The organism is Citrobacter sp. 50677481, from assembly GCF_001463265.1.
GTDB lineage: Bacteria > Pseudomonadota > Gammaproteobacteria > Enterobacterales > Enterobacteriaceae > Citrobacter_A > Citrobacter_A sedlakii.
Genome location: NZ_LNHZ01000015.1, coordinates 18,249 through 35,297, shown reverse-complemented (window position 1 = coordinate 35,297; position 17,049 = coordinate 18,249). Strand labels below are relative to the sequence as shown.

Genomic DNA, 17,049 nt, shown 5'->3' with positions numbered 1-17,049 from the left:
CCATGACCAACTACAGCCTGCGCGCTCGCATGATGATTCTGATCCTGGCGCCGACCGTACTGATCGGTTTATTGCTAAGTATCTTTTTTGTCGTTCATCGCTATCACGACCTGCAGCGTCAACTGGAAGATGCCGGCGCGAGCATTATTGAGCCGCTCGCCGTCTCCACTGAATATGGTATGAATCTGCAAAACCGCGAATCTATCGGCCAGTTGATTAGCGTTCTGCATCGCCGCCATTCAGAGATCGTGCGGGCGATTTCGGTCTACGACGAGAATAACCGCCTGTTCGTCACATCGAACTTTAATCTTAACCCGTCGGAGCTCCAGCTTCCGCCGGGTCTGCCGTTTCCACGCCGGTTGAGCGTGGAACGCCATGGCGACATTTTAATCCTGCGAACGCCGATCGTGTCGGAAAGCTATTCACCGGACGAGTCTGCGTTAACCGATGCGAAAAATGCGCATAATATGCTGGGATATGTGGCGCTTGAGCTGGATCTCAAGTCTGTTCGCCTGCAGCAGTATAAAGAAATTTTCATCTCCACGGTGATGATGCTGTTCTGCATCGGCATCGCGCTCATTTTTGGCTGGCGCCTGATGCGCGACGTGACCGGGCCTATTCGTAACATGGTCAACACGGTGGATCGCATTCGTCGCGGGCAGCTCGACAGCCGGGTTGAAGGTTTCATGCTGGGTGAACTGGACATGCTGAAAAACGGCATTAACTCCATGGCGATGTCGCTTGCCGCCTATCACGAAGAGATGCAGCACAACATCGATCAGGCGACCTCCGATCTGCGTGAAACGCTTGAACAGATGGAGATCCAGAACGTTGAGCTGGATCTGGCGAAGAAGCGCGCCCAGGAAGCCGCCCGCATCAAGTCCGAGTTTCTGGCCAATATGTCCCATGAGCTACGCACGCCGCTTAACGGTGTCATCGGCTTTACTCGCCTGACGCTGAAAACAGAGCTGAACACCACCCAGCGTGACCACCTGAACACCATTGAGCGTTCGGCAAATAATCTACTGGCGATCATTAACGACGTGCTGGACTTTTCCAAGCTGGAAGCGGGCAAACTGATTCTGGAAAGCATTCCCTTCGCCCTGCGCAATACGCTGGATGAAGTGGTGACGTTGCTGGCGCACTCGTCCCACGATAAAGGCCTTGAGCTGACGCTTAACATTAAAAATGACGTTCCGGACAACGTCATCGGCGACCCGCTGCGCTTACAGCAGGTGATTACCAACCTGGTCGGCAACGCGATCAAATTTACCGAAAGCGGCAACATCGATATTCTGGTCGAGAAACGCGCGATCAGTAATACCAAAGTCCAGATAGAGGTCCAGATTCGTGATACCGGTATCGGTATTCCTGAACGCGACCAGTCACGCCTGTTCCAGGCCTTCCGTCAGGCCGATGCCAGTATCTCCCGTCGCCATGGCGGTACCGGGCTGGGGCTGGTGATTACACAGAAGCTGGTCAATGAAATGGGGGGAGATATCTCCTTCCATAGCCAGCCGAACCGGGGCTCGACGTTCTGGTTCCATATCAACCTGGATTTGAATCCGAACGTGGTCAGCGATGGTCCGGCCACTGGCTGCCTGACCGGGAAGCGCATCGCTTACGTTGAGCCAAATGCCGCTGCCGCGCAATGCACTTTAGATATCCTCGCGGAAACGCCGCTGGAGGTGATTTACAGTCCTTCGTTCTCCGCGCTGGCGGTAGAGCATTACGACTACATGCTGCTGGGCGTCGCCGTGACCTTCAACGAACCGCTGACCATGCAGCATGAACGCCTGATTCAGGCGACGGAAATGACCGACTTCCTGATGCTGGCGCTGCCGTGTCACGCGCAGGTTAACGCGGAAAAACTTAAGCAAGACGGCGTGGCGAGTTGTCTGTTAAAACCGCTGACCTCAACGCGACTGCTGCCCGCGCTGGTGGAGTTGTGCCGCCAGAATTACCATCATGACGCCCTGCCATCCGACGAAAACAAGATCGCCATGACGGTAATGGCGGTAGATGATAACCCCGCTAACCTGAAACTGATCGGCGCCTTACTGGACGATCTGGTGCAGCACGTTGAGCTTTGCGACAGCGGCCAACAGGCGGTGGATCGCGCCAGACAGATGCAGTTCGACTTGATCCTGATGGATATTCAGATGCCGGATATGGACGGCATTCGCGCCTGTGAGTTGATCCACCAGCTTCCTCACCAACAGCAAACGCCGGTGATTGCCGTGACCGCACATGCAATGGCGGGTCAGAAGGAGAAGCTGCTGAGCGCCGGTATGAATGATTATCTGGCGAAGCCGATTGAAGAAGAAAAGCTGCATAACCTGCTGCTGCGCTACAAACCGGGCACCGGCGTCACCACGCGGATGCTGACGGCTGAGCCGCCCGAGCCGATTTTTAATCCAAACGCGACGCTCGACTGGCAATTGGCGCTGCGCCAGGCGGCAGGAAAACCGGATCTGGCGCGCGATATGCTGCAAATGCTGATCGATTTCCTGCCGGAAGTGCGTAACTGCATCGAAGAACAACTGGTCGGCGAAAACCCGGATGGGTTAGTCGATTTAATTCATAAGCTGCACGGCAGCTGTGGCTACAGCGGGGTTCCACGGATGAAAAATCTCTGTCAGCTGCTGGAAGGCCAGTTACGTAACGGTACGCCCGAAAGCGAACTGGAACCTGAATTCCTCGAACTGCTCGACGAGATGGACAACGTGGCGCGCGAAGCGAAGAAGATACTGGGGTGACTGTCTATTGGCGGAAAGTAATGTAAGCGGCTTACCGGGCCTGCGGACAGGATAATTGCAGGCCTGATAAGCGTTGCGCCATTGGGGAAATTAGCCTGAAAGCCGCCCAATCTTGATCGTTGCAGCCACATTTCGCGCCGTCATCCGCACGTTGTCTTCCGCATTTTTCAGGGCGTCGTCCAGAGTACAGATGCAGTAAATGACGCTGAACACCGCATCCAGCCCATGTTCGTGCACCACGCCAACGTCCGCGGTCAGGCTGCCGGCAATCGCGATCACTGGCTTGTTATAGCGTTTTGCCACGTTCGCCACGCCAACCGGCACCTTACCGTGAATGGTCTGGCTGTCGATGCGCCCTTCGCCGGTAATCACCAGATCGGCGTCGGCGACGCAGGCATCGAGATGCAGCGCGTCGGTCACAATCTCAATGCCGCGCCGCAGCTGCGCGCCGCAGAATGCATACAGCGCCGCGCCCATTCCCCCTGCCGCGCCGCCGCCCGCAAGCGTAGAGACATCCACATCCAGATCGCGGGCGATGAGCTGCGCATAATGTTCCAGCGCCCGATCCAGGCGCACAATCATCTCCGGCGTCGCCCCTTTTTGCGGCCCGAACACCGCCGAAGCGCCCTGCTTACCGGTCAACGGATTGGTGACGTCGCACGCTACCTCAATGCGACATCCGGCCAGACGCGGGTCTAACTGGCTAATATCAATGCGGTCGAGGGTTTCCAGCGCCGCGCCGCCCTGGGCGATGTCGGCATGCCGGGCGTCGAGCAGTTTTGCCCCTAACGCCTGAACCATACCCGCGCCGCCGTCGTTGGTCGCGCTGCCGCCAAGCCCGATAATGATATGTTCCACGCCCGCGTCCAGAGCATGTCGAATAAGCTCTCCGGTACCCCAGGAGGTGGTTTTTAACGGATCGCGCCGATGGGGAGGAACCTGCTCCAGCCCGCTGGCCGCCGCCATTTCAATAAAGGCGGAGCGCGCATCGCCGGATAATCCATAAAAAGCCTGCGTCGGCTCGCCCAGAGGCCCCATGACCTCAACGTCAACAATGCGTCCCGCCGTCGCCGCAACCATGGCTTCAACCGTTCCTTCACCGCCATCAGCGACCGGCAGCTTGACGTAATCCGCATCGGGCCAGATCTCGCGAAACCCCTGTTCAATGGCGCTCGCCACCTCAAGAGCACTCAAACTTTCCTTATATGAGTCCGGTGCGATCACTATTTTCATAAATCGTCCTTACGCATGTTGACTCTGTTAAGCATATACCCGTCATACTACAAATAAAAAAATGGCCGGTCCGAAAGGGGACCGGCACAGGTCTTAACGCACCATGCAAGGACGCTTGTTATCAAAGGTCCAGTTCGGAATCAGATACTGCATGCCCATCGCGTCGTCACGCGCGCCTAAGCCGTGTTTCTGATACAGCTCATGCGCCTTCATCACCTGATCCATGTCGATCTCAACGCCCAGTCCCGGTTTCGCCGGAACCTGAACCATACCGCCTTTGATCTCGAACGGTTCTTTGGTCAGACGCTGGTTGCCTTCCTGCCAGATCCAGTGAGTGTCGATAGCGGTGATCTTGCCCGGCGCGGCGGCCGCGACATGGGTAAACATCGCCAGTGAAATATCGAAATGGTTATTAGAGTGCGAGCCCCAGGTCAGACCAAACTCGTGGCACATCTGCGCCACGCGCACAGAACCTTGCATCGTCCAGAAGTGCGGATCCGCCAGCGGAATATCCACAGATTGCAACGACAGAGTATGGCCCATCTGACGCCAGTCAGTTGCGATCATATTGGTCGCCGTCGGCAAGCCGGTAGCGCGACGGAACTCCGCCATCACTTCGCGTCCGGAGAAACCCTGCTCGGCGCCGCACGGATCTTCCGCATAGGCCAGCGTACCTTTCAGGTACTTACCAATTTTAATCGCCTCATTCAGCGACCATGCGCCGTTCGGGTCGAGCGTCACCCGCGCCTGCGGGAAGCGTTTCGCCAGCGCCACGATGGACTCGGCTTCTTCTTCTCCGGCCAGCACGCCGCCTTTCAGTTTGAAGTCGTTGAAACCATATTTTTCATACGCGGCTTCCGCCAGGCGCACCACCGCATCCGGGGTCATCGCTTCTTCATGGCGCAAGCGATACCAGTCGCATTGCTCATCCGGCTGGCTCTGGTACGGCAGCGGCGTCGCTTTACGGTTACCGACGAAGAACAGATAACCGAGCATTTCCACTTCGCTACGTTGCTGTCCGTCGCCGAGCAGTGACGCCACGTTAACGCCAAGATGCTGACCCAACAGGTCAAGCAGCGCCGCTTCGATACCGGTCACCACGTGAATGGTGGTACGCAGGTCGAAGGTCTGCAATCCACGACCACCCGCGTCGCGATCGGCAAATTCATTCCGCACCGCGGTTAACACATTTTTGTATTCGCCCAGCGTTTTCCCCACCACCAGCGGGATCGCATCTTCCAGTGTCTTACGGATCTTTTCGCCGCCGGGAATTTCACCAACGCCGGTGTGGCCAGAGTTATCTTTGATAATGACGATGTTACGCGTGAAAAACGGAGCGTGCGCGCCGCTCAGGTTCATCAGCATGCTGTCGTGACCGGCAACCGGGATCACCTGCATGGCGGTAACAACGGGAGTGGTAAATTGTGCGCTCATAATCTTGTCCTTTTCAAAATCAGTGACGACCGAAAACGGGGCGTTTGCGGTCAAAAGTCCAGCCGGGGATCAGATACTGCATCGGGCCTGCGTCATTGCGCGCGCCGCCGGGCAGCTTTTTGTACGCTTCATGCGCCTTATGCACCTGATCCCAGTCCAGCTCAACGCCCAGCCCAGGCGCGTCCGGAACGGCAATTTTGCCGTTTTTGATCTCCAGAGGATGTCGGGTCAGGCGGCAATCACCCTCCTGCCAAATCCAGTGGGTATCAATGGCGGTCGGTTTGCCTGGCGCGGCCGCGCCAACGTGAGTAAACATCGCCAGAGAGATATCAAAGTGATTGTTGGAATGGCAGCCCCAGGTCAGGCCCCAGTCGTCACACAGTTGCGCCACGCGTACCGCGCCGGAAAGCGTCCAGAAATGCGGATCGGCGAGCGGAATATCAACGGCGTTGAGCATCACCGCGTGGCCCATCTCGCGCCAGTTGGTCGCGATCATGTTGGTTGCGACCGGCAGCCCGGTCGCCCGACGGAATTCCGCCATCACTTCGCGACCAGAGAAGCCCTGTTCCGCGCCGCAGGGATCTTCCGCGTAGGTCAGCACATCGTTCAGCCCTTTGCATAACGCAATGGCTTCATCCAACCGCCAGGCGCCGTTCGGATCAACGGTGATACGCGCATCCGGAAAACGTGTTTTCAGCGCACGGGCAGTTTCAATCTCCTGCTCGCCCGGCAGAACGCCGCCCTTGAGTTTAAAATCTTTAAAGCCGTAGCGATCCTGCGAGGCTTCCGCCAGACGCACGACCGCGTCGCGGGTTAATGCTTCCTGATGGCGCAGATGATACCAGTCGTGGTTCCCCGGGGTGTTTTCCAGATAGGGCAGATCGGTTTTTGTACGATCGCCGATATAGAACAGGTAACCCAGCACCGTCACCGCATCGCGCTGCTTGCCAGGCCCTAACAGCTCACAGACTGGCACATTCAGCGCTTTGCCCAGCAGGTCGAGCAGCGCCGCTTCCAGCGCGGCGACCGCGTTAACGCGCAGTTCAAACGTCCACGCCCCTTTGCCGAAGGTGTCAAAGTCTGCAGCCTGGTTGCCTTTATGCACCCGCTGAACCACTTTATTCAGCCGGGCCACCTCCTGACCGAGCACCATCGGAATGGCATCGACCAGCGTTTGATAAATCACGTCTCCGCCCGGCGCCTCGCCAACGCCGGTATTCCCGGCGTTGTCGGTGAGCACCACGATATTTCGGGTGAAGTACGCGTTATGCGCGCCGCCGATGTTCAGCAGCATACTGTCATGTCCGGCCACCGGAATGACCTTCATGTCGGTGATAACAGGACTCGATTGCGTTGTCATGATCATTGCCCCGCAACAGGTTTCAGTTCGACACGTTTAATATCACCCACCAGCACCAGGTAGCTCAGCACCGCGACCAACGCATGGATCCCCACGTAGATCAGCGCGCCGTTGAAGGAGCCGGTCGTGCCGACAATGTAGCCGATGGCGATAGGCGTCACGATACCGGAGATGTTGCCGAACATGTTGAACAAACCGCCGCTCAGACCGCTGATCTCTTTCGGCGCGGTGTCCGCCATTACCGCCCAGCCCAGCGCGCCAATCCCTTTACCGAAGAACGCCAGCGCCATAAAGCCGATGATCATCCACTCGACGTTAACGTAGTTACAGAACACCATCACCATCGACAGCAGCATCCCCATCACAATCGGCGTTTTACGGGCGATATTCAGCGAGCCGGTACGGCGCATCAGCCAGTCGGAGATAATGCCGCCCAGTACGCCGCCAACAAAGCCGCAGATGGCGGGAACCGAGGCCACAAAACCCGCTTTCAGTATCGACATGCCCCGCGCCTGCACCAGATAAACCGGGAACCAGGTGATAAAGAAGTACGTCAACGCATTGATGCAGTACTGGCCGATATAAACCCCGATCATCATGCGTGAGCCCAGCAGTTGCTTGATCTGTCCCCATTTCACGCTGAACGGCACTTTAGCTTTGTTGCTCTTCTGATCCATGTTGATCAGCGCGCCGCCCTCTGCAATGTACTCAAGCTCTTTCTGGTTGACGCCCGGATGCTGGTTCGGCTCGTGGATCACCTTCAACCAAATGAAGCTGATGACGATACCCAGTCCGCCCATGAAGAAGAACACGTGCGACCAGCCTACTTCGTGGGTCAGCCAGCCCATGATGGGGGCGAAAATAACGGTGGCAAAGTATTGCGCGGAGTTAAAAATCGCCACCGCGGTTCCCCTTTCCTGCGCCGGGAACCACGCTGCGACGATACGGCTATTGCCCGGGAAAGAGGGCGCTTCCGCCAGACCGACCAGGAAACGTAGCGTAAACAGCGCGACGATAATGCCGAAGCCGCTAAAGATATCGACGAAGCCCTGCAGGAGGGTAAACATCGACCAGATAAAGATGGACCAGAAGTAGACGCGTTTGGAACCAAAGCGGTCGAGCAGCCAGCCACCCGGAATTTGACCGATAACGTAGGCCCATGAGAACGCAGAGAAAACGTAACCCATACCGACCGGATCGAGGCCAATGTCTTTGGCCATCTCGGAACCAGCGATAGAAAGCGTCGCGCGGTCGCCGTAGTTGAAGGATGTGACGATAAACAGCATCACCACTATCCAGTAGCGGGCGTTAGTGCGTTTTTCCGCACTGCTCGCAGCCTGACTTAATGAACTCATTGTTGCACTCCTGAATTTTCGCGTTAGTCACGCTCACTCTGAACTGCACAGCCGGTAGGGAATCAGAGGTGACGTTTCATACATGGCAGCTTTTTGTAGGTCGTTCGCCTTGCGTACTGCTTTTTTATAACTGGCAGGAGAAGTATAAAAAGCGCCAGGAGGTTGCTCACCGTGCAACAACACAACATTTCAGGGGGATAACGCGTCGGTTTGTGGCAAAAGCCCAGGGTAATGGAAGCGACTTCACGGAAATGAAAAGCAGTCAGGGAATTCGCCCGGCAGGAGAGGCAGAAAAGGCAGGAGTGTGAATCAGGTCGCTTGACCCTATGAAAACGTCAATAAAAACCCTTTCGTCTGAAAGGATTTTAGGCATTTGCCCGATGCTAACACGATTCAGTTTTGACTAAACTGATTTCAGGTTGTCCCCCTTGCTTACTGGCGCAAGCAGGAGTCCCTCCCGGTAGGGGGAGGGTTTACTCTCACGATAAAAGCGTTCCCCACTGTTCCACCCAGGGATTCGATTCGCTTTCGGGTTCCGGATGTTCGCTGGCATCAATCAACAGCATCTCGCCGACGCGCTGCGCGCGTTGTTCCTGCAGCAGGGCATCAAATTGTTTGCCGCCGTTACAGAAATTCACGTAACTGCTGTCGCCCAGCGCGATAACGCCGTAGCGCAAATTGGGCTGAAACCCCAGATTATCCTTTATGCCCTGAAACAGCGGCACGATGCTGTCAGGTAAATCTCCCTGCCCCGTTGTGGAGGTCACCACCAGTGCGACGTTATCCTGATAGTTCTGCCAGTCGCTCAGTTCAGGATCTTCATAAACGGTCGCCTCATGTCCCTGCGCCGTGAGGATCGCTTCGGCTTCTTCGGCAACCAACAGCGAGTTTCCGTACATCGTCCCGACAAAAATGCCTATTTTCGCCATGCTTACTGACTCCCTGAGTTACGAATTTACGCCTTCATCCTGACCTGCCGACGCGCTTAACTCAACCCTTTCATTGTCGGGGAGACATCCTCGCCAGCCAAAATGCGCCAGCGCCTGCATCCAGACCGCATCCAGCCCGGCGCGAATCGTCAGCGGCTCGCCGGTAAAGGGATGAGTCAGAGAAAGCGCGCTGGCGTGCAGCATGAGACGATGGCAGCCGAAATGTTCCGCTGCGCTGCGGTTTTGCCGCAGATCGCCATGCTTGCTGTCGCCGATAATCGGATGACGCAGATGCGCGAGGTGACGCCTGAGCTGATGCTTGCGGCCGGTTTTTGGCTCTAACGCCACCAGACCGTAACGCGTCGTTGGATACCGCCCGGTTGCCACCGGCATTTCTACGGTCGCCAGACCGCGATAATGGGTCACCGCTGGCTGCGGCTCTTTATCCTCGCGGGCAAATTTATCGGCGATTTTGTCCCGTTCTTCTACCAGCGGATAGTCGAGCACCGCGTCGTCCATCAGCCAGCCGCGTACAATCGCGTGGTAGCGCTTTTGGATCTGATGCTGCTCAAACTGCTGCGCCAGCCGTCGTCCGGCTTCGCTGGACAACCCCATCAGCAGGACGCCGGAGGTGGGCCTGTCGAGACGGTGGGCGGTAAAAACGTGCTGACCAATCTGATCGCGCACGGTCTGCATCACCACCACTTTTTCATCGCGATCGAGCCAGCTGCGGTGTACCAGCCAACCGGAGGGTTTATTGACCGCCACCAGCCATTCATCCTGATACAGAATCTCCAGCATCAGGATTTATCTTGCGCAAACAGCGCATCCAGCGCCTGAAGCGCGGCGATCAGAACCTCACGCTGCGGATGATCGGCGCTCAGCGCCACTTCGTAGTACGGCGCGACGGCAAAAGCCTCAGGCAATGGCTGGGCGCTGTCCAGCAGGGCATGCATCCGGGGGATCAACACCCATTGCAGCCACTCGAGCGGCTCCATGGTATCCATGCAAAAAGGCTGCGTACTGGTAAACAGGTGGGCTTCGGGTTCATCCATCCGCCAGTGTTGATGCTCGCGCAGCAGCGCTTCCAGTGCGTGAAGCTGCTGACGCACACGGTCATGAGTCGTCATGAAGTCACCTCAGTAAAGAAAAATGTGGCGCGAAGAATACCACCAGTAAAAAAAGAAATAAAAAAAGGGAGCACTGTAAAAACAGTGCTCCCGGTTCGTTTCGCAGCATTCCAGCTACTTTTAGTGCTCCCTGCTCATCCTTGACAACTTTTCCAGCGGTCTTGCGACCCGTTGTTCATCCTGAACGTGCGCATCCTGCTCACACCACCCCGATGTGAAAACTTCATCCTGAAGTGTCCTGGCCTTCCTGACCCACCGACCATCCTGACCGGCTCTCGTTCTCCTTCCTGGAGGTGTCCTTTAACGCCTTCCTGCGTTTTCCACTTTGCTTCGTCCTGAAGCCTCTCCTTGCAACACCGTCCTGGTGTGTCCTGCCAAAGCGCCATCATCCTGATGTTCGCTTCGTTGTGCGACTCCCTGTCGACGTACATAGAATCGCCTTTTTTACGCCGTCTTACAAGGGACTTACAGGCAATGCCTTAAGGAAAATTTCATATGAAAGTTGACACGAATTAGTTAACCATCTGATTTATTAGGATATTGATAATTCTTATGCCCTTAAGTCTTCACTTATCACCTGGCGATCTCCTACAGGGCGTGTAAGAGATCTCTCACAACATTACCAGGTAAATGGATTACAGAACAGGCTTAAGCTGAGTAAGGAATTCCGCAAGGGAGGGAGCCAGAACGGTGCGTTGCCGCGTTCCCAGCGTTTCTTTGATGACATCACCAGACAGATTACACACTGAAATCACCTCCAGTTCATTTTCCTGGGTGGCGATGAACAGCGTCGGCGGCAGCTTCAGACGTTTTTGCGTAACCAGATGACCAATCAGGTTTTCCTGAACCCGACGGAAATCGTCAGCGCTCCAGGTTTGCAGCAGCGTCAGCGTTTCATTGTGAAACTGTGCGGGCATATCGCCGGCAAACTGCGTGGTGTAAAACGCGTGAAGGGCAGGTTGTATCACAATATCAAAGGCGCGTTCAACCGCGTTTACATTCGACTCGCCCTCAAACGGCTGCGGCTGCCAGTAAACCGCGTCCTGAGTAGAGGAAATGATGCAGGGAGAAGGCACGCCATACAGCTCCTCGCTCATCGGCCAACTTTGCTGTTTTTCATGCCATGCGTCGCAATAACGCGTCGTAAAAGCCTTCAGGGCCAATGCAGTCTGTTCGTTCACCGGTTTCTCTCATCATAAAAGCCAGGATACACTGGAGCCATAGTGTATCTGGTTTACGACGGTGAAACATGTCTTCTTATGAAAACCATCAGGCGCTTGACGGCCTGACTCTTGGTAAATCAACCGATTACCGGGATAATTACGACGCCAGCCTGTTACAGGGCGTTCCCCGCAGCCTCAATCGCGACCCGCTCGGCCTCCACGCTGACCGCCTGCCCTTTCACGGCGGCGACATCTGGACGCTGTACGAACTGTCGTGGCTGAACGCCAAAGGCCTGCCGCAGGTCGCGGTCGGGCAGGTGGAACTGGATTACGCCAGCGTTAACCTGATTGAATCCAAAAGCTTTAAGCTCTATCTCAACAGCTTTAACCAGACCCGTTTTGACAGTTGGGACGCGGTGCGCCAGACGCTGGAAAACGATCTCAGCGCTTGCGCGCAAGGACAAGTCAGCGTCGCGCTGTACCGCCTGGATGAGCTGGAAGGCCAGCCGATCGCCCATTTTCATGGCGCCTGTATTGACGATCAGGACATCAGCATCGACAACTATCAGTTCACCACCGACGCACTGCAGGATGCCGCCAACGGCGAAAAAGTCGTAGAGGAGACACTGGTCAGCCATCTGCTGAAATCCAACTGTCTGATCACTCACCAGCCGGACTGGGGCTCCATTCAGATCCAGTATCGCGGCCGGAAAATAGATCGCGAAAAGCTGCTGCGTTACCTGGTTTCCTTCCGTCATCATAACGAGTTCCATGAACAGTGCGTGGAACGCATCTTCAATGACCTGCTGCGCTTCTGCCAGCCGGAAACCCTCAGCGTTTACGCGCGTTACACCCGCCGTGGCGGACTGGATATTAACCCATGGCGGAGCAATACCGATTTCGTTCCTGCGCTCGGCAGACTGGTTCGCCAGTAAATTATTTCACCGTTTTGCGTGCCTGATTCCGCACTCAAGGTTGTGAAAGATCATAAGCCAGGGCTATTGTAATCAACAGGGAATGACGTTTTGCGTCCCATAAGGAGTTTACTTGATTACACATATTAGCCCGCTTGGCTCAATGGACATGCTGTCGCAACTGGAAGTCGATATGCTTAAACGCACGGCCAGCAGCGACCTGTATCAACTGTTTCGTAACTGTTCGCTTGCCGTCTTAAACTCCGGCAGTCTGACTGACAACAGCAAAGAGCTGCTGTCCCGCTTTGAAACCTTCGACATCAACGTGCTGCGCCGCGAGCGCGGCGTGAAGCTGGAGCTGATCAACCCACCGGAAGACGCTTTCGTTGACGGACGTATTATCCGCGCGCTACAGGCCAACCTGTTTGCCGTGCTGCGCGACATCCTGTTTGTCAACGGCCAGATCCATAACGCGGGTCGTTTCCAGCATCTGGATCTCGAAAGTTCGGTACACATTACCAACCTGGTGTTCTCCATTCTGCGTAACGCCAGAGCGCTACACGTGGGCGAAGCGCCAAACATGGTGGTGTGCTGGGGCGGCCACTCGATTAATGAAAATGAGTACCTGTACGCCCGCCGCGTCGGCACGCAACTGGGTCTGCGTGAACTGAACATCTGCACCGGCTGCGGGCCGGGGGCAATGGAAGCGCCAATGAAGGGCGCGGCAGTGGGTCACGCCCAGCAGCGTTACAAAGACAGTCGTTTTATCGGCATGACCGAACCGTCGATCATCGCCGCCGAACCGCCAAATCCGCTGGTCAACGAACTGATCATCATGCCGGACATTGAAAAACGTCTGGAAGCGTTCGTACGCATCGCCCACGGGATTATCATCTTCCCGGGCGGCGTCGGTACTGCGGAAGAACTGCTGTACCTGCTGGGGATCCTGATGAATCCGGCGAACAAAGATCAGGTGCTGCCCCTGATCCTCACCGGCCCGAAAGAGAGCGCCGACTACTTCCGCGTTCTGGACGAGTTTATCGTGCACACGCTGGGTGAAGCGGCGCGCAGTCACTACCGGATTATTATCGACGATGCGGCGGAAGTGGCGCGTCTGATGAAAAAAGCGATGCCGCGGGTGAAAGAGAACCGTCGTGACACTGGCGATGCCTACAGCTTCAACTGGTCGATTCGCATCGCGCCGGATCTGCAAATGCCGTTCGAACCGTCCCATGAAAATATGGCTAACCTGAAGCTGTACCCTGACCAGCCCGTTGAAGTGCTGGCGGCAGACCTGCGTCGCGCGTTCTCCGGGATCGTCGCGGGTAACGTGAAGGAAGTCGGCATTCGCGCCATCGAGCAATATGGTCCTTACAAAATCCATGGCGATAAGGCGATGATGCGGCGCATGGACGATCTACTGCAAGGGTTTGTCGCGCAACACCGTATGAAGCTGCCTGGCTCTGCATACATTCCCTGCTACGAAATCTGCGCCTGAGGCGAAAAGTCCTGAACGAACCGGAAACGGCTGCAGGCCCTTCCGGTTTTTTTATTGATACCAATAAGATAGCCTCGCTAATTAATTAGTTTCACTTATAAATCATACTCATTATTTTTCTACGCAAACGATTACCCGCCCTGAGATACCGCGTTTTATCATTCTTAACTTTGCTTAGGCATCAGAAACCACCAATAAATGGCACTTTTACAGCGTAACCTCCGCATCTCTCGGGGAAAACTTCCCGTCACTGTATCGTTAATGCTAGCCTTCGCGCGCGTAAATTCGCTTTGATGATTTTTTGACAGATTAATGATCCAATTTTATCCACATTAAAGGTGGATTATTGCATTTGGGATCGCGATCACTGATAGATTCATTGGTTATCTGTATCTTTCCGCCCGCAAATTATTACGGCGAAAAATTATATAAAAATCGTCTTTGATGAAATTTCGTTTTACGGTCGGGACTTTTTTCATTGGATTAGACCAGCAACCTGACTTTTAGCATCCTCCAGGAGAAATAGATGGAAACCACTCAAACCAGCACTATTGCTTCGATTGATTCCCGAAGCGCATGGCGCAAGACAGATACCATGTGGATGCTGGGCCTTTACGGCACGGCTATCGGTGCGGGCGTACTGTTCCTGCCAATCAACGCAGGCGTCGGCGGCATGATTCCGCTGATCATCATGGCGATTATCGCTTTCCCGATGACCTTTTTTGCCCACCGCGGCCTGACCCGCTTTGTTCTGTCCGGTAAAAACCCGGGCGAAGACATCACTGAAGTGGTTGAAGAGCACTTCGGTATCGGCGCAGGTAAGCTGATTACCCTGCTCTATTTCTTTGCCATTTACCCTATCCTGCTGGTTTACAGCGTGGCGATCACCAACACGGTGGAAAGCTTTCTGACGCATCAGCTGGCTATCACGCCGCCGCCGCGTGCGATTCTGTCCCTGATCCTGATTGTCGGTATGATGACTATCGTGCGTTTCGGCGAGCAGATGATCGTGAAAGCGATGAGCATCCTGGTGTTCCCGTTTGTGGCAGCGCTGATGCTGCTGGCTCTGTACCTGATCCCGCAGTGGAACGGCGCGGCGCTGGAAACGCTGTCCTTTGATACCGCCGCCTCTACCGGCAACGGCCTGTGGATGACCCTGTGGCTGGCGATCCCGGTGATGGTCTTCTCCTTCAACCACTCGCCGATCATCTCCTCTTTCGCGGTAGCGAAGCGTGAAGAGTACGGCGACGGCGCCGAGAAAAAATGCGCTAAGATTCTGGCGTTCGCCCACATCATGATGGTGCTGACGGTCATGTTCTTCGTCTTCAGCTGCGTACTGAGCCTGTCCCCGGCGGATCTCGCTGCGGCGAAAGAGCAGAATATCTCGATTCTGTCTTACCTGGCGAACCACTTTAACGCGCCGATCATCGCCTGGATGGCGCCGATCATTGCGATGATCGCCATCACGAAGTCTTTCCTCGGCCACTATCTGGGCGCGCGTGAAGGCTTCAACGGCATGGTTATCAAATCTCTGCGTGGTAAAGGTAAATCCATCGAGATCAACAAACTGAACCGCATTACCGCGCTGTTCATGCTGGTGACCACCTGGATTGTCGCGACGCTGAACCCGAGCATTCTCGGTATGATCGAAACCCTGGGCGGCCCGATCATCGCGATGATTCTGTTCCTGATGCCGATGTACGCGATTCAGAAAGTACCGGCAATGCGTAAGTACAGCGGCCATATCAGCAACGTCTTCGTTGTCATCATGGGTCTGATCGCTATCTCCGCAATTTTCTACTCTCTGTTCAGCTAAGTTTTACAGCGCCGCCTGTGGGCGGCGCGTCCTCCCGAGCTTTATTTAATGGAAGTCCTATGATTAGCGTCTTCGATATCTTCAAAATCGGCATTGGCCCTTCCAGTTCTCATACCGTTGGACCAATGAAGGCAGGCAAACAGTTCACGGACGATCTGATTGCCCGCAACATGCTTACCGATGTCACCCGCGTCGTAGTGGATGTTTATGGCTCTCTGTCTTTGACGGGGAAAGGCCACCACACCGATATCGCGATTATTATGGGTCTGGCGGGAAATCTGCCGGACAGCGTCGACATCGATGCCATTCCGAGTTTCATTCAGGATGTGAATACCCACGGGCGTCTGCTGCTGGCAAATGGTCAGCATGAGGTCGAATTCCCGGTGGATAAGTGCATGAATTTCCATGCCGACAACCTGTCCCTGCACGAGAACGGAATGCGCATTACCGCGCTGGCAGGAGAAACCGTCCTCTACAGCCAGACTTATTACTCCATTGGCGGCGGCTTCATCGTCGATGAAGACCATTTCGGTTTACCGAACAGTGCGCCAGTCGAAGTGCCCTATCCATACAAATCTGCCGCCGATCTGCAAAGACATTGCGCAGAAACCGGGCTCTCGCTTTCCGGCCTGATGATGCAAAACGAACTGGCGCTGCACAGCAAAGAAGAGCTGGAACAGCACTTTGCCAACGTCTGGGAAGTGATGCGCAGCGGTATTGAGCGCGGCATTACCACCGAAGGCGTTCTGCCCGGGAAATTGCGTGTGCCGCGCCGTGCGGCGGCGCTGCGCCGGATGCTGGTCAGCCAGGATAAAACCACGACCGATCCAATGGCCGTCGTGGACTGGATCAACATGTTCGCGCTGGCGGTTAACGAAGAAAACGCCGCCGGTGGGCGCGTAGTCACCGCACCGACCAACGGCGCCTGCGGTATCGTTCCGGCGGTGCTGGCGTACTACGATAAGTTCATCCGTGAAGTGAATGCGAACTCGCTGGCCCGCTATATGCTGGTTGCCAGTGCGATTGGCTCGTTGTACAAAATGAACGCCTCCATTTCCGGTGCGGAAGTAGGCTGCCAGGGCGAAGTCGGCGTGGCGTGCTCTATGGCGGCGGCGGGTCTGGCGGAACTGCTGGGCGGCAGCCCGGCGCAGGTGTGCATTGCGGCGGAAATCGGCATGGAACACAACCTCGGTCTGACCTGCGACCCGGTCGCGGGACAAGTACAGGTGCCGTGCATCGAACGTAACGCGATCGCCTCGGTGAAAGCGGTCAACGCGGCGCGTATGGCGCTGCGTCGCACCAGCGAACCGCGCGTCTGCCTCGATAAAGTGATCGAAACCATGTATGAAACCGGAAAAGACATGAACGCCAAATACCGCGAAACCTCTCGCGGCGGTCTGGCGATGAAAATCGTCACCTGCGACTAACGCCTGCCGTCTGCCCGGTGGCACAGCGCTT

General features: G+C 55.7%; 14 protein-coding genes. 6 read left to right on the top strand and 8 right to left on the bottom strand.

Annotated elements, in window-relative coordinates; genetic code table 11:
- Window positions 1-2 precede the first annotated feature (2 nt).
- Entirely contained in the window at window positions 3-2,759 is a 2,757-nt protein-coding gene (barA, locus tag APU02_RS04395; protein WP_060569375.1) for a two-component sensor histidine kinase BarA, read from the top strand.
- 90 nt (window positions 2,760-2,849) lie between these two features.
- On the opposite strand, the gene APU02_RS04390 is transcribed toward barA, so the two are convergent.
- From APU02_RS04390 to gudP, 4 genes are all read right to left on the bottom strand, one after another.
- A complete protein-coding gene (locus tag APU02_RS04390; protein ID WP_042288811.1) occupies window positions 2,850-3,992 on the bottom strand; it encodes a glycerate kinase in 1,143 nt (380 codons plus the stop codon).
- Between the two features lie 93 nt (window positions 3,993-4,085).
- On the bottom strand, window positions 4,086-5,426 hold the full coding sequence (gene gudD, locus APU02_RS04385) for a glucarate dehydratase (RefSeq protein ID WP_042288813.1): 1,341 nt from the start codon (window positions 5,424-5,426) through the stop codon (window positions 4,086-4,088).
- Between the two features lie 19 nt (window positions 5,427-5,445).
- Window positions 5,446-6,786: an enolase C-terminal domain-like protein gene (locus APU02_RS04380; protein WP_042289059.1), complete on the bottom strand. Its 1,341-nt coding sequence runs from the start codon at window positions 6,784-6,786 to the stop codon at window positions 5,446-5,448.
- 2 nt (window positions 6,787-6,788) lie between these two features.
- Window positions 6,789-8,141 carry a galactarate/glucarate/glycerate transporter GudP gene (gudP, locus tag APU02_RS04375; RefSeq protein WP_042288816.1) on the bottom strand — a complete coding sequence of 451 codons (1,353 nt, stop codon included), beginning with the start codon at window positions 8,139-8,141 and terminating at the stop codon, window positions 6,789-6,791.
- Between the two features lie 68 nt (window positions 8,142-8,209).
- Here gudP and APU02_RS26540 point away from each other — a divergent pair, with 68 nt between their 5' ends.
- Window positions 8,210-8,449 (top strand): hypothetical protein, encoded by a 240-nt coding sequence (locus APU02_RS26540; RefSeq protein ID WP_072014993.1) that lies wholly within the window; start codon window positions 8,210-8,212, stop codon window positions 8,447-8,449.
- A 171-nt stretch (window positions 8,450-8,620) separates the two neighbouring features.
- Here the strand turns inward: APU02_RS26540 and APU02_RS04370 are convergent, their stop codons facing one another.
- The 4 genes from APU02_RS04370 to syd form a co-directional block, all read right to left on the bottom strand.
- Window positions 8,621-9,070, bottom strand: coding sequence for a flavodoxin (locus APU02_RS04370; RefSeq protein ID WP_042288819.1), 450 nt, complete (start codon window positions 9,068-9,070; stop codon window positions 8,621-8,623).
- An 18-nt stretch (window positions 9,071-9,088) separates the two neighbouring features.
- Entirely contained in the window at window positions 9,089-9,871 is a 783-nt protein-coding gene (gene truC, locus APU02_RS04365; RefSeq protein WP_042288822.1) for a tRNA pseudouridine(65) synthase TruC, read from the bottom strand.
- Window positions 9,871-10,200 (bottom strand): YqcC family protein, encoded by a 330-nt coding sequence (locus APU02_RS04360; protein ID WP_042288825.1) that lies wholly within the window; start codon window positions 10,198-10,200, stop codon window positions 9,871-9,873. Before APU02_RS04360 ends, truC begins: the two co-directional genes overlap by 1 nt.
- A 635-nt stretch (window positions 10,201-10,835) precedes the next feature.
- Window positions 10,836-11,381, bottom strand: coding sequence for a SecY-interacting protein (gene syd / locus APU02_RS04350; RefSeq protein WP_042288827.1), 546 nt, complete (start codon window positions 11,379-11,381; stop codon window positions 10,836-10,838).
- 68 nt (window positions 11,382-11,449) lie between these two features.
- Here syd and queF point away from each other — a divergent pair, with 68 nt between their 5' ends.
- The 4 genes from queF (at window position 11,450) to sdaB (ending at window position 17,018) form a co-directional block, all read left to right on the top strand.
- Window positions 11,450-12,298, top strand: a complete 849-nt coding sequence (queF, locus tag APU02_RS04345) for an NADPH-dependent 7-cyano-7-deazaguanine reductase QueF (RefSeq protein ID WP_060569374.1) — start codon at window positions 11,450-11,452, stop codon at window positions 12,296-12,298.
- Between the two features lie 112 nt (window positions 12,299-12,410).
- The gene (gene ppnN / locus APU02_RS04340; protein ID WP_042288832.1) at window positions 12,411-13,775 is read left to right on the top strand and encodes a nucleotide 5'-monophosphate nucleosidase PpnN; all 1,365 of its coding nucleotides are present in this window, start codon (window positions 12,411-12,413) and stop codon (window positions 13,773-13,775) included.
- A gap of 526 nt (window positions 13,776-14,301) precedes the next feature.
- The gene (sdaC, locus tag APU02_RS04335) at window positions 14,302-15,591 is read left to right on the top strand and encodes an HAAAP family serine/threonine permease SdaC (RefSeq protein WP_042288834.1); all 1,290 of its coding nucleotides are present in this window, start codon (window positions 14,302-14,304) and stop codon (window positions 15,589-15,591) included.
- A 59-nt stretch (window positions 15,592-15,650) separates the two neighbouring features.
- Window positions 15,651-17,018: an L-serine ammonia-lyase II gene (sdaB, locus tag APU02_RS04330; RefSeq protein ID WP_042288836.1), complete on the top strand. Its 1,368-nt coding sequence runs from the start codon at window positions 15,651-15,653 to the stop codon at window positions 17,016-17,018.
- Window positions 17,019-17,049 lie beyond the last annotated feature (31 nt).

Excerpts from the sequence above, each read along its gene's own strand:
- APU02_RS04370 (WP_042288819.1), bottom strand. The coding sequence starts at position 9,070 with ATGGCGAAAATAGGCATTTTTGTCGGGACGATGTACGGAAACTCGCTG.
- gudP (WP_042288816.1), bottom strand. The coding sequence starts at position 8,141 with ATGAGTTCATTAAGTCAGGCTGCGAGCAGTGCGGAAAAACGCACTAAC.
- truC (WP_042288822.1), bottom strand. The coding sequence starts at position 9,871 with ATGCTGGAGATTCTGTATCAGGATGAATGGCTGGTGGCGGTCAATAAA.
- APU02_RS04380 (WP_042289059.1), bottom strand. The coding sequence starts at position 6,786 with ATGACAACGCAATCGAGTCCTGTTATCACCGACATGAAGGTCATTCCG.
- sdaB (WP_042288836.1), top strand. The coding sequence starts at position 15,651 with ATGATTAGCGTCTTCGATATCTTCAAAATCGGCATTGGCCCTTCCAGT.
- sdaC (WP_042288834.1), top strand. The coding sequence starts at position 14,302 with ATGGAAACCACTCAAACCAGCACTATTGCTTCGATTGATTCCCGAAGC.
- gudD (WP_042288813.1), bottom strand. The coding sequence starts at position 5,426 with ATGAGCGCACAATTTACCACTCCCGTTGTTACCGCCATGCAGGTGATC.
- APU02_RS04360 (WP_042288825.1), bottom strand. The coding sequence starts at position 10,200 with ATGACGACTCATGACCGTGTGCGTCAGCAGCTTCACGCACTGGAAGCG.
- queF (WP_060569374.1), top strand. The coding sequence starts at position 11,450 with ATGTCTTCTTATGAAAACCATCAGGCGCTTGACGGCCTGACTCTTGGT.
- barA (WP_060569375.1), top strand. The coding sequence starts at position 3 with ATGACCAACTACAGCCTGCGCGCTCGCATGATGATTCTGATCCTGGCG.
- APU02_RS04390 (WP_042288811.1), bottom strand. The coding sequence starts at position 3,992 with ATGAAAATAGTGATCGCACCGGACTCATATAAGGAAAGTTTGAGTGCT.